The organism is Pseudoxanthomonas mexicana, from assembly GCF_001556105.1.
GTDB lineage: Bacteria > Pseudomonadota > Gammaproteobacteria > Xanthomonadales > Xanthomonadaceae > Pseudoxanthomonas_A > Pseudoxanthomonas_A mexicana_A.
On record NZ_LSIF01000065.1, the window covers coordinates 1 to 13,803 of the forward strand.

Below are 13,803 nucleotides of genomic sequence, written 5' to 3' on the forward strand. Positions count from 1 at the left end.
GGAGCCTCGATGGCGGCCTGACCATTCATCGGAAGACAGTTGCTGAATTAAGCCGACTTGTCCGCGCCCGCGGACAAGTTCGGCTTGAATGAATTGTTAGGGTTCATGAGGTGGTGCCCAGTCCATAACCTCCAAGAACCGTTCTGACTCCGGAGTCTTCTCGAAGGCGCTACCCTCCGGGGCATCTAAAAACGGAATGATGCTTGGATCGTAGTTGGCAATGGTATTGACGTCATAAGCCCCGTGGTTGTCTGGGTTATCCATATACGCGTCGTCCTCAAAGCCAGACATAAAGCGCCAGCCACTATCTATGTCGTTGTCTGGTGCCTCGCGATACATAAAACGGACGAGATAGCCCTCAACAGTGATCCTGTCCGTGGCAATGCAGCCGCCATGGCCCTCAGCCAATGGCTTGATCTGATCCTTCAACAGCCGGAACTGTTTGGTCATGAGCCCTAACTACCTAATAGCCGGTTCCTGGGTCCGGTTATACGACCTATCCACAGCTCACCGTATGGCGGGCTATCCCCTTGATACCGATCGATCTTAGGGCCGCTGCGTCCGGCTAACAACCCGATATGTAACCAGCCCGGCGGCGCTTGGGCGGCGCAACCAGCGAACGGCTGCTTCGGGTCGGAAGAGACATCCGCCTCGCCACAAAAATGGGGCCTCACGGCCCCATTCGCCCACACTTACATGGCAGGTCGACTACTCCCCGTCTGCCGCCCTGCCCGCCGCCGGCAGTACATCCTCGTCGTCGGGGTCGTTCTTCGACCGTTTGCTCTTGAACCGCGCCGACAGTTGCTTGCGCGGTCCATCCAGGCCTGCGCTCTTGCCGGCGACCTTCAGATAGTTATAGCCCTCCACGGAGTTGGACATGATGTCGCTGCCCAGCGCCATCTCGGTGTCCACCATCCGCTGGTACAACCGCTGCACGCGGACCATGCGCACCCGCAGCACATCCAGTGCGGCAACATCGCGTTGCAGCGCCGCCAGATCGAAGTTCCCCGGCAGGATCTGCGGATTGCCGCTCAGCACATCCACCGCCAGCCGGCAGAACGCTTCCGACTTGTCGCCCATCTTGTGCAACCGGCGTCGCTTCACCGGGTCCAGCGCCACCAGCCCCACCAACCGCGTGTCGAGCGTCGTCAACGCCCCGTCGATATCCGCCAACGCATCCTCATCGAAGATCAGATCCACAATGTTCTGGCTCATGCCGTGTTCTCCATTCCTTGTCAGGTGAATGTCCGCCCTTCGACGGACACCACCCACTGTAGGAGCTGCCACACGGGAAAACCTCTAACATTTCATGCGCTACATACGCTTACCGCAGTCCCTTGCATGCACGTTGATACACCGTGATATCGCGTGCCATGCGCACGGTAGTGAAGCGCCATACCAACCGGTATCAACGTCGACACCAATCGGCATCTTCCGCCCCATCAACGCATGTTGTCGGCCATTGCGCGCATACGCGTCCGACCTATCGACGCGCATCGTCCGTCATATGCATCAGTATGGACAGCGATACCGTTGGAGATGCCCGCCGATACCAACCGGCATCAACCGCCATGTCCACTGGCATCACGCGACACAGGCCTGCGCATGGCGCGCCGTTACCGCCTGCATGGCACGCCATGCGCCGTGGTATCACCCGCCACGTGCACGGCGATCGAGCGCCATCGCGCGGTCATGATGCTGGCGCTCTGCCGGATATGCGCAGCGGCCAGCCGATGGTCCACGCGCCACTCATCCGCGTCGGCAACGGCGCTGCCCGTTAATACCATGCCTGCCCGGGCCTTCTGCACCACGCATGTGGCGTGTTACGCGCTCTTCGCCTGGCGACTGCCGAACGTCGTACCTGTCAGCCGCTCCGATTCCTGCCACAGGCGCTCGGCGACGCCGACATCCTCGGCCTGTGCAGGCACCTTGGCCGCGACCGGATGGCCGCGCGTCTCGCTCATCCTGTCGGGACCGTAGTAACCGCCCGCCTGTGCCGTCGGCGCGGTCGCGGCGTACAGCGGCGGCAACGCGCCCTGTTCGGCGGGCTGGAACAGGAACCACAGATAGCGCCTGGCCAGTGCCTGCGGGCTGCGCGGGCCGGCACCGTTGGGCAGCAGGTCCGTGCGCGATATGCCCGGATGCGCGGCCATGCTCTGGATGCCCCACCCGTCCCTCGTACTCCTGCGCTGCAACTCGAACGCGAACAGCAGGCACGCCAGCTTCGACTGGCTGTAGGCGGCCATCGCCACGTAACGCTGGCGCGACTGCAGGTCGTCGAAGTCGATCGCGCCGTTGCGTGCGGCGATGCTGGAGAGCGACACGACACGGGCATCGCGCCCTGCGCGCAGCAGGGGCAGCAGTCGTGCGGTGAGCGCGAAGTGGCCCAGATGGTTCGTGCCCAACTGCAATTCGAAGCCGTCGGCGGTTTCCTTGCGCTGGGGCGGTGTCATCACCGCCGCGTTGTTGACCAGCAGGTCCAGGCTGCCATGCGACCGCAGCACGGTCTCGGCGAAGGTCTCGACCGAATCCAGGCTGGCGAGGTCGACGGCGCCGAAGCGCACCCGGGCCTTGGGCAACGACTGGCTTATCTGTCCGACGGCCGCCGCGCCCTTGGCCGCATTCCGGCCCGCCACGATGACCGTGGCGCCCGCCCGCGCCATCGCCATGGCGACGTGGAAGCCGATGCCGCCGGTGCCGGTGACCAGGACGGTTCGCCCGAGTTGGGATGGGATGTCGGATGTGGTCCAGCCTGCCATGACGGTTGCCTCGTGGGGGGAGAAAGACGGGCGCGCGGACGGCATGCGGCGCCGGCAATGCGGCGTAGCGTGGTGCAGGGAATGACGACGATCCGCGCGCTCACCGCGAGGCAGTGTTGCCGCGCGACGTTAAGAAGCCTTTAAGGCGCGTGGCCAACACCAGGGATCGGAGTGCAGTTCCTCGAAAAGCGCATGCCGATCTCCATTTTCTCCGCACCGCGATGGAACCCCGGACCACCGGGGTTCCATCGTGCGTGGACCTCGATGCCGGTGCGGGTTCGCGCCAGGTGATGTCCGACAGATGCGCTTCTTGACCGCTTCCCGGACACCCCTCGCATGTCTGGATACTCATCAGCACATGCGCTGGATCGTGTGCGGGATCGCGAACGCAACGTTCCACCATCGCGTCATTCATCACGGTTCCCCGGCGTGCGTCGGGCGCGCGCAATTAACCTGTCGCTTGCTAGACTCGCTCAAGCACCCCGTTTCCCGGTTGCCGTCCCATCCACTGCGATAAGGAACCGAATCATGCGCAAGGGCTCCGACTTGTTGGTCGAGGCACTCGAGAACGAGGGTGTGGATCGCATCTTCGGTGTTCCCGGCGAGGAGAACCTCGACTTCCTCGAATCGCTGCGCACCTCGCACATCGAACTGGTGCTGACGCGGCACGAGCAGGCCGCCGCCTTCATGGCCGCCACGCATGGACGACTGACCGGCAGGCCCGGGGTCTGTCTGGCGACGCTCGGTCCTGGTGCGTTGAACTTCTCGACGGGTGCCGCCTATGCCCACCTCGGCGCGATGCCGATGATCCTCATCACCGGCCAGAAGGCCGTGATGAGCGCCAGGCAGGCGCGTTTCCAGATCGTCGACATCGTCGCGTCGATGAAGCCGCTGACCAAGATGACCCGCCAGATCGTCAGCGCGGCGGCGATTCCCTCGATCGTGCGGGATGCGTTCCGCGTGGCGATGGATGAGCGGCCGGGCCCGGTCCATCTCGAGTTGCCGGAGGATATCGCCGCCGAAGAAGTGGAAAGCGCGCCCGTCATTCCGGTTCACCCGATCGAGCGGCCCATCGCGCACCCTGCCGCGCTCGACCGGGCCGCCGAGACGATCCTCGCCGCCAAACGGCCGTTGGTGATGATCGGCGCGGCCGGCAGCCGCCCCTGGCTGGCCGACGCCCTGTCTGCGTTCGTGACGCGCACCGGGCTGCTCTTCTTCAACACCCAGATGGGCAAGGGTGCGGTCACTGGCGGCTCCAATCTCTACATGGGCACCGCCGCGCTCTCGGAAGGCGACTACGTGCACGAGGCGGTCGCGCATGCCGACCTGATCGTCGCCATCGGCCACGACACCGTCGAGAAGCCGCCCTTCCTGATGCAGCATGCCGGTGGGCCGAAGGTCATCCACGTCGGCTATCAGTCCGCCACGGTCGAGCAGGTCTACCATCCGGATATCGACGTCATCGGCGATATCGGCGCCTCCGTCGACGCGCTTGCCGGCCGGCTCGAAGGCCGACTGGTCGCCGATGCGGGCATGGTCGAACTGCGCAAGAAGATCCTGGCACGCCTCAACGACCGTGCCGGGGACGACCGCTTTCCGGTCACGCCCCAGCGCATCGTCCACGATGTCCGCCAGGTGATGCCGGACGACGGCATCGTCTGCCTCGACAACGGCATGTACAAGATCTGGTTCGCGCGCCACTACCGCACCCACGTCGCCAACACGCTGCTGCTGGACAACGCGCTCGCCACGATGGGCGCCGGCCTGCCGTCGGCGATGATGGCGGCGATGCTGTATCCGCAGCGCCGCGTCATGGCGGTCTGCGGCGACGGCGGCTTCATGATGAACTCGCAGGAGATGGAAACCGCCGTGCGGCTGGGGCTCAATCTCGTCGTGGTCATCCTCAACGACAGCGCCTACGGCATGATCCGCTGGAAGCAGGCCGTCGATGGCTTCCAGGATTTCGGCATGACCTTCGGCAATCCCGACTTCGTGCGGTACGCCGAGGCCTACGGCGCCAGGGGATCCCGGGTGAGCTCGGCCGGGGACCTGGTGCCGACCCTCGAAGCGGCCTTCGCGGGCGGCGGCGTCCATCTGGTCGACGTGCCGATCGACTATTCCGAGAACACCCGGGTGCTGGTCGATGAGCTGCGCAATCGGACGCCCGTCCTGGACTGCAAGTGAAACAGGGAGAGCCCTCATGCTGACCGTCGTACAGGCCTTTGACCGCGCACCGATCACCGAGATTGCGACCGACGATGCGGCGGCGCTGGAACGCAAGCTGCTCGCCGCGGAACGCGTGTTCAAGCAGCGTGACGGATGGCTCATGCCCCATCAGCGCATTGCGATCCTGCGCAAGCTCGCGGCACTCATGGAGGCCAGGCGCGACCACTTCGCACTGCAGATCGCGCGCGAGGGCGGCAAGCCGTTGCCCGACGCCATCGTCGAGACCAACCGCGCGATCGACGGCGTCCACAATGCCGCCGACGAACTGCGCAACTTCGCGGGTCGCGAAATCCCGATGGGCCTGTCGGTGGCCGCGGAGAATCGCTGGGCGTTCACGACCAAGGAGCCCATCGGCATCGTGGCGGCGATCTCGGCGTTCAATCATCCGCTGAACCTGATCGTCCACCAGGTAGCGCCGGCGGTCGCCGTCGGCTGTCCGGTCATCGTCAAACCGGCGGCCACGACGCCCCTGTCCTGCCTGGACTTCGTCGCGCTGCTGCACGAAGCGGGCCTGCCGGAGCCCTGGTGCCAGACCTTCCTGCCGGAAGGCAATGAGCTTGCGGAAAAACTGGCGACCGACCGACGCATCGCCTTCCTCAGCTTCATCGGCTCGGCCCGGGTCGGCTGGTCGCTGCACGCCAAGCTCGCGCACGGAGCACGCGCTGCGCTGGAGCACGGTGGCGCCGCGCCGGCGATCGTCGACCGCAGCGCTGATCCCGGCAGGATCATCGAGCCGATCGTCAAGGGCGGCTATTACCATGCGGGCCAGGTCTGCGTGTCGACGCAGCGCGTGTTCGTCCACCAGGACATCGCCGACGATTTCACGCAACGGCTGGTCGTGCGGGTCGAGCAGCTGCGCACGGGCGATCCAACGCTGAAGGACACCGAGGTCGGTCCGCTGATCCTGCCCCGCGAGGCGGACCGTGTCGCCGAATGGATCGACGAAGCCGTCAAGGGCGGTGCCACGCTCGCGACGGGGGGAACGCGCCTCTCCGGGACGACACTGCAGCCGGCCGTGCTGCTCGATCCCTCCGCCGATGCAAGGATATCGACGCAGGAAGTCTTCGGCCCGGTCGTCGCGGTCTATCGCTACGACGATCTGGATGACGCGATCGCGCGGGCCAATGCCCTGCCCACCGCCTTCCAGGCGAGCATCTTCGCCCAGGATATCGACGTCGCCATGCGCGCGGCCCATCGTCTCGATGCATCCGCCGTGATGATCAACGACCCCACCGCGTTCCGCACCGACTGGATGCCTTTCGCGGGCCGCAGGGAGTCCGGCTACGGTACCGGCGGCATTCCCTACACCATGCGGGACATGACGCAGGAAAAGATGATCGTTCTCCGCAGGAGCTGATGGCGCAGGTGATGGTGCCCTGAAGGCGTAAGCTTGCGTGATGGACAACCTCGCCGCACGGTTCGGCATCGAACTCCCGCTGATCCAGGCGCCGATGGCCGGCGTGCAGGACGAGGCGCTCGCCATCGCAGTGACGCATGCGGGCGGCCTCGGCTCGCTGCCGTGTGCCCTGCTCGGCGCGGCGCAACTGGACGCCGCGCTGCGGACGTTCGCCCCGCTGGCGCAGCCGGTCAACCTCAACTTCTTCTGCCACGCGATGGCGGAACCGCGGGCAACGGACGAACAACGCTGGCGCGAGGCGCTGGCGCCGTACTTCGCCGAGTACGGTATCGCGCCGCCGCCACCGTCGACCGCCGGCGCACGTCGTCCCCTCGATGCCGCCACCGTCGATCTGCTGGAAGCGCATCGGCCACGCGTGGTGAGTTTCCACTTCGGACTGCCCGAACCCGCGCTGCTGGCAAGGATCAAGGCGTGGGGCACGATCGTGCTGTCGTCCGCGACGACCCTCGAGGAAGGCCGATGGCTGCAGGACCGCGGCGTGGATGCGGTGATCGCGCAGGGTATCGAGGCAGGCGGCCACCGCGGCCACTTCCTCTCCGATGACCTGTCGCTCCAGTCCGGCACGCGCGAGCTGGTGGCCGTGCTGTCGAAGGCGCTGACGGTACCGGTGATCGCCGCCGGCGGCGTGGGCGACCGCGTCGATGTGCAGGCGCTGTTCGCGGCCGGTGCCAGCGCAGTGCAGGCCGGCACGGCCTATCTGCTGTGCGCGGAAGCCACCACATCGGCCGTGCACCGGAGCGCGTTGCGACAGCAGGGACGCGCGGGCGACATCACCAATCTCTTCAGCGGACGCCCCGCGCGCGGGCTGGTGAATCGCCTGATGCAGGATCTCGGGCCACGCTCCGACCTGCCACCCGACTTCCCGTGGGCATCGCAGGCGCTGGCACCCCTGCGTGCGGCGGCGGAAGCGCGCGGACGCGATGACTTCTCCCCGCTGTGGTCGGGCTCACGTCCCGGCACGCTGGCGGGACGGAATGCTTCGCAGGTCACCCGCCAGTTGATGGGCGTGGGGTAAGCCCACGACGCGCGTTTTCATCCTCCGTCGACACGCCCGTATGACCGGCGCGGTATGGTGCGCGTGACGGTCGATGCCACAGGAGGGGGCAGTGCCTCACGCGACAACGCCCCCGACGCCCCACTCCGGGCACGACGCATCCCGCGCGGATGCACGACCCCAGCTGCTGGACGACGAGGCCCGGCAGCTGCGCCTGTTGATCGATGGCGTGGTCGATTACGCCATCTACATGATCGATACCGAGGGTTACCTGCGCAGCTGGAATGCCGGCGGCGAACGCATCAAGGGCTACACCGCCAGCGAAGTGATCGGCACCCATTTCTCGCGCTTCTATACCCCCGAGGATGCCGCCAGTGGTGCGCCCGCACGCGGGCTGCGCATCGCGCGCGACGAGGGGCGCTTCACGGCCGAAGGCTGGCGCGTGCGCAAGGACGGCTCGCGCTTCCATGCCAGCGTGGTGATCGATCCGATATGGGAAGACGGCGAACTGATCGGCTATGCCAAGGTCACGCGCGATACCACGGAGCGTTTCCGGCATGAGGCGCGACTGGACCATGCGCGCGATGCGCTGCTGCAATCGCAGAAGCTCGAAGCGATCGGCAAGCTGACGCTGGGGCTGGCGCACGACTTCAACAACCTGCTCAACATCATCATCAACAGCCTGGAACTGGTCGACCACTACACGCCGGAGCCCAAGGCCAAGCGCCACCTGCAGGGCGCGATGCGCGCCGCGGAGCGCGGCGCACTGCTGACCCGCCAGTTGCTGACCTTCGGCAAGGGGCATGCACTCGTCGCCGAGCGTCACGCCGTGGAACGCATCATCGACGAAGCCATGGACACGCTGCAGCGTGCCTGTCGCGAGGGCGTGACGCTGCATGCCCGACTGGAGGATGACCTTCCGGAGATCGATGTCGACCGGGAGCAGCTGGAAGCCGCGTTGTTGAACCTGGTATCGAACAGTCGCGATGCGATGCCCGCTGGGGGTCACATCGCGATCACGGCCACGTTGCGACACTGCGCACCGCCGTATGCGGCCGACCAGCCCGCCAGCCGGTTCGTCTGCATCGAGGTCAGCGACGATGGCGAAGGCATTTCAGCTGACGATCTGGCGCGCGTGTTCGAGCCCTTCTTCACCACCAAGGACATCGGCAAGGGCAGTGGATTGGGCCTGAGCCAGGTCTTCGGGTTTGCACGCCAGTCCGGCGGTTTTGCCGACCTGAAGAGCACGCCCGGCGCCGGCACTACGGTATCCGTCTGCCTTCCCGTTCCACGAGAGTCCGAATGACCGACGCCAGGCGCCTGCTGCTGATCGACGACGAAACGGACCTGCTCGACATCCTCACCGATGCGTTCGAGATCGCCGGCTTCAAGGTGGTCACGGCCAGCGACGGCCAGCAGGCGATGCGGCTCCTGCACGATGGATCGCGATTCGATGTGGTGATCTCCGACATGGCGATGCCCGGCGGCGTATCCGGCATCGACGTCGCGCGCGAAGCCAGCACCGTCCACCCCGACGCCTGTGTGATCCTCGCCTCGGGACATCCGCGCGCGGAACTGCCACCACTGCCGGACGGCGTGCGCTATCTGTCCAAGCCCTATCGCGTCAGCCAGCTGCTGCAGGCGATCAACGCCGTCGACTGAGGCAGTGACTGCGCGTGCGCGCAGCGAGGACGCCGCCCGCACATCCGGCGATTCCATCCATGGCAGGCCCGCCTTGGTCGGCGGTGCGTCCGTTTCGTCGCACGGCGATGGCGGACGGGTCATGGCTGCGCCAGTCTGCCCGCACGCCGTCCCTCGACGGCCTTCGGTCCAAGGAGACTGCCGTGAAGACCCTCTTCGTCCTGCTCGCCTGGTGCGTGTTGCTGGTGCTGTGCTGGCCGCTCGCGCTGCTGGCGCTGGTGCTGTGGCCGCTGGTCTGGCTGCTGTCGCTGCCGTTCCGGCTGGTGGGCATCACCTGCTCCGCCCTGTTCGCCTTCCTGCATGCCGTGCTGATGTTGCCGGCGCGCCTGCTGGGCGGGCGTCCGCGCGCGCCGCTGGTGTCGGCATGAGCACGCCGCGCGTACGCACCGCGAAAACGGCGCTGTCGTGCCTGCTGGGTGCGGTGCTGCTGGGTGTCGCGGTCGACGCCGCCGCTGCGCCGGAGCGGACGCCGGAACAGCTCACACAGACCATCGACGCGCTGGACACGGCCGTGTTCGATGCCTTCAACACCTGTGCCGATCCCGCGCAGCTGGCCAGGCATGCGGCCTACTTCGACGAAGGCGTGGAGTTCTACCACGACAACGGCGGCGTCACCTGGACCCGCGACGAGATGATCGAACGTACGCGCGCCAACGTCTGCGGCAACTACCGCCGCGAACGCGTACCGGGCACGCTGGCGGTCTTCCCGATCAAGGGCTTCGGCGCCATCGCGCAAGGCACGCATCGGTTCTGCGCTCTGTCCGCGACGGAGTGCGCGGGCGAGGCCGATTTCGTGATGGTGTGGCGCGAACACGAAGGGCAGTGGCACGTGACGCGGGTGCTGAGTTACGCACACCGGCCCGCGCCCAAAGCCCCCTGATTCCGGCACGACTTCGCACCCACTTCACACACGCCCCGTTGCCGCCGCACGCCGGCGACCGATCCTGTGCCCGGCGCTTCCGCCGCATACCGGAGACAGGGCGATGACCAGCGATACCTTCCCCGCCGCCGTCGCGTGGATCCGCGTGCTGCGTCCGTTGGCGTGGGGCGGCGCGGCACTGTTGCTGCTGGCGCCGTGGGTGGCGATGCGCTTCACCGATGAGGTCGCCTGGACCGGCAGCGACTTCGTGGTCTTCGGCGCGATGCTGCTGGTCGCCTGCGTGGCGTTCGAAACAGCGACACGGGTGGCACGCGTGCCGAGCTACCTGGTGGCCAGCATGGTGGCGATCGGCGCCGGCTTCCTGCTGCTGTGGGCGAACCTCGCCGTGGGCATCGTCGACGACCCGGGGCATCCGGCGAACCTGTTGTTCATGGGCGTGCTGGCGATCGGGACGGTGGGCGCAGCGCTCGCGCGCCTGCAACCGCGCGGCATGCTCTACGTGCTGGTAACGATGGCGGTGACGCAGATGCTGGCCGGCGGCGTCGCGATGCAGATGGACACGCAGGAATCGCCCGCGTTCGTGCTCGCGTTCACCGGCCTGTACGTCGTGGCCTGGCTGTCGTCCGCCGTGCTGTTCCGCAAGGCGGCCACCTCGCGCGTCAGCGGCTGATCAACGCGGCTTCATGTGCCACAGCGCATTGACGATGACCCAGCGGTCGCCATAGCGACCCATATGGAAGTGGTCGACGAACCAGGGCGTTTCCAGGCGCACGGCGGCGGTTTCGGCGGTGACGTCGAGGATGCGGCAGCTGCGGTCCCACTGCGCCTTGGGCGTCTTCAGCACGCCCTGCCGCGTCAGCGACACCAGTTCCTCCTTCGACATCCGGCGCAGGCCCAGGCGTTCGTCGGGCGTGTCGCCGATGACGGCACGTTTCGCCAGGTCGGGATGCAGCGCGTGCGCCACGCGCGCGGGGTCGCCTTCCAGTTGCCCATCGACGTAGTCGAGACAGGTGGCCTCGATGGCGGCCAGTGTGGCGGCATCGGCGGCCGGTGCCGGCGCGGTGGCAGCGGATGCCGCCATGATCAGGGAGATGAGCGGCATGCTGGATTCCTAGGACGGTGACCCGAACATCGGGGCGGCCCCGCTGATACGGGAACGGCACGGTCGGTGGGTCATCATCCCGATGCCGGACGCGGACAGCCTGTGCCACAAGTGGGTCTGGAGGACGCCCCGTCAAGGCAGCCAGAGCTTCTCCAACTCGCGGAAGCCCCACTTCTCCGGCGACTCCACGCCGACGATGCGCTCATGGTCACCGGCCGTGGCCAGGTCGAGGTCGGTCATCAGGACATGCTTGCGCAGCTTGGCCGAGTAGAACACGCGCACGCGCGGTGCCAGCAGGGTGCCGGGATTCTGTTCCACCACCACCGCCAGCCGCTCGCTGGACAAGCGCACGAGCGCACCCACCGGGTAGATGCCGATGCTGCGCACGAACGACTTCATCAGCGTCTCGTCGAAATGGCCCTGCCAGCTGGCCATGCGACGCAGCGATTCGGCGGGATCCCAGCCGGCCTTGTAGGGCCGGTTGGACGTGATGGCGTCATAGACATCGCAGATGGCGCTCATGCGGGTCAGCAGCGGCAGCTCGGCGCCCGACAGGCGCTGGGGGTAGCCGGCACCGTTGACCTTCTCGTGGTGATGGCGGGCGATATGCAGGATCGCTTCCTGTGTAATGCCGCCGTCGCGCAGCAGGCGTTCGCCATGCACCGGATGCTGGCGGACGATGGCGAATTCCTCTTCGGTCAGCTTGCCCGGCTTGTTCAGCACCTCGACCGGCAGCATCGCCTTGCCCATGTCGTGCAGCAGGCCGCCGAACGCGGCCTCGCGCACCTGGTCGTCGGGCAATTGCAGCTGCTTGGCCAGCATCGCCATCAAGGCGCTGACCGCCACGGAATGCAGGTAGGTGTAGCTGTCGGCGTCCTTCAGGCGCGCCACGCTGACCAGCGCGGTGGGATGGCGGTCGATGGAGCCGGTGATCTCGTCGAGCAGCGGCATGACATGGCCGGCATCCACGCCGCGGCCCAGGCGGACCTCGCGGAACATCGCCTCCACCGCGTCACGGCCTTCGTCGCAGATCCGGCGGGCGCGGGACAGCTCGGATGCCAGGCTGACCGCAGGGTCGGCCACGATGATGCGGCGACGCTCCGTCTCCGCCTCGGCTACCGGCGTCGACACCGGGTCGGGTTCCGCCTCGCCTGTCTCGCCTGCCGAGCGGGTTGCGACCTCGTCGGTGTCCAGCTCGCTGCGGGACAGGTCCACGACCACCTGCTCCACGCCGCTGTCCTGCAGTTCGGCGACGCGGTCGGCGTCCAGCAGGAACGACGTGCGCCAGAACGGATGCTGCATCCACGGGCCGAGCAGCTTGTGCACGTACATGCCGGGCCGGAGTTCGGCGACATCGACGGTCTGCAGCATGCATGGCTCCGGCAGGTGGAGGGTCCGATATGCTCACGCCGTTGCACCGGGTGCGGCGGGGCGACCCCGTCAGCCCCCGGATCGATATCGGCACGGGAGGCCACATGCTGAAGACCTATACGGGATGCTGTCACTGCGGTGCGATCCGCTTCGAGGCCGACATCGACCTCACCCTGTCCACCTACCGGTGCAACTGCTCGATCTGCCGGCGCAACCGGTTCTGGCCGGCCATCGTCAGCCCGGACCGGTTCCGCCTGCTGGCCGGGGAAGGCGAGCTGACCAAGTACCGCTTCAACACGCTGCGCAATTCGCACCACTTCTGCCGGACGTGTGGCGTGCGCCCGTTCGGCGTCGGCAACAACGTGCCCGGTGGCGAGCGCATCTACGGCATCAACCTGGGCTGCCTCGAGGACGCCACGCCGGAGGAACTGGATGCGGCGCCGGTCGTTTTCGTGGATGGCGCGCACGACCGCTGGCAGGAGACGCCCAGCTTCACGCGTTACCTTTAATGGTGCGCCGCTGCCGGCCGTCACACCGTTGCCACGGCACGACGACCTTTTTGCTAGGCTGGGGCCAACACCACCACCCAGCCGCGTGCAGGGACGTTCCGTGAGTATTCCCTCCGATTATCTGGAAAACGTTTTCAACGATGCCGCCCAGAGCGCATTGCCGCTTCGCCAACGTCCGCAGGTGGAGCTCTGCCGTCGCGGCGAGATCCGTGCGGAGAAATTCCTCGATGCCGCCACCGAGGTGTTCGCCGAGAAGGGTTACCAGCACGCGCGCCTGAGCGAGATCGTGGCGCGCGCCGGCGGCTCACTGGCCACGCTGTATCGCATCTTCGGCGACAAGGAAGGCCTGGCTTGCGCCATCCTCGAACGCCGGCTGGACCTGCACATCCACGTGCTCAGCGACCTGAACCTGTCCGAGCTGACGCCGGAACAGGCATTGCGTCGCGTGGCGATCCGCATGGCCCAGCTGATGGCGGGCACGGATTCGCAGGTGGTGTACCGCATCGTGATCGGCGAGGGTCAATCCTTCCCCGCCCTGCGCGACTGGTTCTTCGACCATGTGGTGGCCTCCATCCGCCGCACCCTCGAGGACTACTTCGAGCAGCAGGTCGCGGCCGGTCGCCTGCAGTTGGCATCGCCCAGGGCGGCCGCCGGGCAGTTCTACATGAGCCTGTTCGGCGACCAGGTCGTCCGGCTCGCCGCCGGTGGCCCCCACCTGCCCGACGTGGACACACTGGAAGCGCAGACGCTCGCCGCCGTGGACCTGTTCCTGCAGGGTGCCCTGCCGCGCTGATCGCGCGTCCTTCACCCGTCGCTGCCGGGCGGCCTGCCAGCATGGCCGCTT

Annotated in this window: 15 protein-coding genes; 10 read left to right on the top strand and 5 right to left on the bottom strand. The window is 66.9% G+C overall.

The window, feature by feature from the left end:
* Positions 1–96: 96 nt before the first annotated feature.
* From AX730_RS11615 to AX730_RS11625, 3 genes are all read right to left on the bottom strand, one after another.
* Positions 97–450 (bottom strand): DUF2185 domain-containing protein, encoded by a 354-nt coding sequence (locus AX730_RS11615; RefSeq protein ID WP_062356520.1) that lies wholly within the window; start codon positions 448–450, stop codon positions 97–99.
* 258 nt (positions 451–708) lie between these two features.
* Complete coding sequence (locus AX730_RS11620; protein ID WP_062356524.1) at positions 709–1,215, bottom strand: hypothetical protein; 507 nt, start codon at positions 1,213–1,215, stop codon at positions 709–711.
* Positions 1,216–1,823: 608 nt separating this feature from the next.
* Positions 1,824–2,759 (bottom strand): SDR family oxidoreductase, encoded by a 936-nt coding sequence (locus AX730_RS11625; protein WP_062356527.1) that lies wholly within the window; start codon positions 2,757–2,759, stop codon positions 1,824–1,826.
* A 528-nt stretch (positions 2,760–3,287) separates the two neighbouring features.
* Here AX730_RS11625 and AX730_RS11630 point away from each other — a divergent pair.
* The 8 genes from AX730_RS11630 (at position 3,288) to AX730_RS11665 (ending at position 10,647) form a co-directional block, all read left to right on the top strand.
* The gene (locus AX730_RS11630) at positions 3,288–4,943 is read left to right on the top strand and encodes an acetolactate synthase large subunit (protein ID WP_062356528.1); all 1,656 of its coding nucleotides are present in this window, start codon (positions 3,288–3,290) and stop codon (positions 4,941–4,943) included.
* Positions 4,944–4,959: 16 nt separating this feature from the next.
* Positions 4,960–6,342, top strand: a complete 1,383-nt coding sequence (locus AX730_RS11635) for an aldehyde dehydrogenase family protein (protein WP_062356531.1) — start codon at positions 4,960–4,962, stop codon at positions 6,340–6,342.
* A gap of 40 nt (positions 6,343–6,382) precedes the next feature.
* Positions 6,383–7,417 (top strand): NAD(P)H-dependent flavin oxidoreductase, encoded by a 1,035-nt coding sequence (locus AX730_RS11640; protein ID WP_062356533.1) that lies wholly within the window; start codon positions 6,383–6,385, stop codon positions 7,415–7,417.
* Positions 7,418–7,580: 163 nt separating this feature from the next.
* Positions 7,581–8,702, top strand: coding sequence for a two-component system sensor histidine kinase NtrB (locus AX730_RS11645; protein ID WP_062356929.1), 1,122 nt, complete (start codon positions 7,581–7,583; stop codon positions 8,700–8,702).
* Entirely contained in the window at positions 8,699–9,058 is a 360-nt protein-coding gene (locus tag AX730_RS11650; protein WP_062356536.1) for a response regulator, read from the top strand. The genes AX730_RS11645 and AX730_RS11650 overlap by 4 nt, the downstream gene beginning before the upstream one ends.
* A 182-nt stretch (positions 9,059–9,240) precedes the next feature.
* Positions 9,241–9,465 carry a hypothetical protein gene (locus tag AX730_RS11655; protein WP_062356932.1) on the top strand — a complete coding sequence of 75 codons (225 nt, stop codon included), beginning with the start codon at positions 9,241–9,243 and terminating at the stop codon, positions 9,463–9,465.
* On the top strand, positions 9,462–9,977 hold the full coding sequence (locus AX730_RS11660) for a nuclear transport factor 2 family protein (protein WP_062356539.1): 516 nt from the start codon (positions 9,462–9,464) through the stop codon (positions 9,975–9,977). The genes AX730_RS11655 and AX730_RS11660 overlap by 4 nt, the downstream gene beginning before the upstream one ends.
* 103 nt (positions 9,978–10,080) lie before the next feature.
* Positions 10,081–10,647 (top strand): hypothetical protein, encoded by a 567-nt coding sequence (locus AX730_RS11665; protein WP_062356540.1) that lies wholly within the window; start codon positions 10,081–10,083, stop codon positions 10,645–10,647.
* On the opposite strand, the gene AX730_RS11670 is transcribed toward AX730_RS11665, so the two are convergent.
* Entirely contained in the window at positions 10,648–11,079 is a 432-nt protein-coding gene (locus tag AX730_RS11670; protein WP_062356543.1) for a nuclear transport factor 2 family protein, read from the bottom strand. It lies immediately after the preceding gene.
* Positions 11,080–11,211: 132 nt separating this feature from the next.
* Complete coding sequence (locus tag AX730_RS11675) at positions 11,212–12,450, bottom strand: HD-GYP domain-containing protein (RefSeq protein ID WP_062356545.1); 1,239 nt, start codon at positions 12,448–12,450, stop codon at positions 11,212–11,214.
* A gap of 104 nt (positions 12,451–12,554) precedes the next feature.
* On the opposite strand from AX730_RS11675, the gene AX730_RS11680 reads away from it, so the two are divergent.
* Both AX730_RS11680 and AX730_RS11685 read left to right on the top strand, forming a co-directional pair.
* The gene (locus AX730_RS11680) at positions 12,555–12,959 is read left to right on the top strand and encodes a GFA family protein (RefSeq protein WP_062356548.1); all 405 of its coding nucleotides are present in this window, start codon (positions 12,555–12,557) and stop codon (positions 12,957–12,959) included.
* Positions 12,960–13,059: 100 nt separating this feature from the next.
* Positions 13,060–13,752 carry a TetR/AcrR family transcriptional regulator gene (locus AX730_RS11685; protein ID WP_198147167.1) on the top strand — a complete coding sequence of 231 codons (693 nt, stop codon included), beginning with the start codon at positions 13,060–13,062 and terminating at the stop codon, positions 13,750–13,752.
* Positions 13,753–13,803: the final 51 nt, after the last annotated feature.

Coding starts and splice junctions, on each gene's coding strand:
- AX730_RS11615 (WP_062356520.1), bottom strand. CDS start 450: ATGACCAAACAGTTCCGGCTGTTGAAGGATCAGATCAAGCCATTGGCT.
- AX730_RS11620 (WP_062356524.1), bottom strand. CDS start 1,215: ATGAGCCAGAACATTGTGGATCTGATCTTCGATGAGGATGCGTTGGCG.
- AX730_RS11625 (WP_062356527.1), bottom strand. CDS start 2,759: ATGGCAGGCTGGACCACATCCGACATCCCATCCCAACTCGGGCGAACC.
- AX730_RS11630 (WP_062356528.1), top strand. CDS start 3,288: ATGCGCAAGGGCTCCGACTTGTTGGTCGAGGCACTCGAGAACGAGGGT.
- AX730_RS11635 (WP_062356531.1), top strand. CDS start 4,960: ATGCTGACCGTCGTACAGGCCTTTGACCGCGCACCGATCACCGAGATT.
- AX730_RS11640 (WP_062356533.1), top strand. CDS start 6,383: ATGGACAACCTCGCCGCACGGTTCGGCATCGAACTCCCGCTGATCCAG.
- AX730_RS11650 (WP_062356536.1), top strand. CDS start 8,699: ATGACCGACGCCAGGCGCCTGCTGCTGATCGACGACGAAACGGACCTG.
- AX730_RS11660 (WP_062356539.1), top strand. CDS start 9,462: ATGAGCACGCCGCGCGTACGCACCGCGAAAACGGCGCTGTCGTGCCTG.
- AX730_RS11665 (WP_062356540.1), top strand. CDS start 10,081: ATGACCAGCGATACCTTCCCCGCCGCCGTCGCGTGGATCCGCGTGCTG.
- AX730_RS11670 (WP_062356543.1), bottom strand. CDS start 11,079: ATGCCGCTCATCTCCCTGATCATGGCGGCATCCGCTGCCACCGCGCCG.
- AX730_RS11675 (WP_062356545.1), bottom strand. CDS start 12,450: ATGCTGCAGACCGTCGATGTCGCCGAACTCCGGCCCGGCATGTACGTG.
- AX730_RS11680 (WP_062356548.1), top strand. CDS start 12,555: ATGCTGAAGACCTATACGGGATGCTGTCACTGCGGTGCGATCCGCTTC.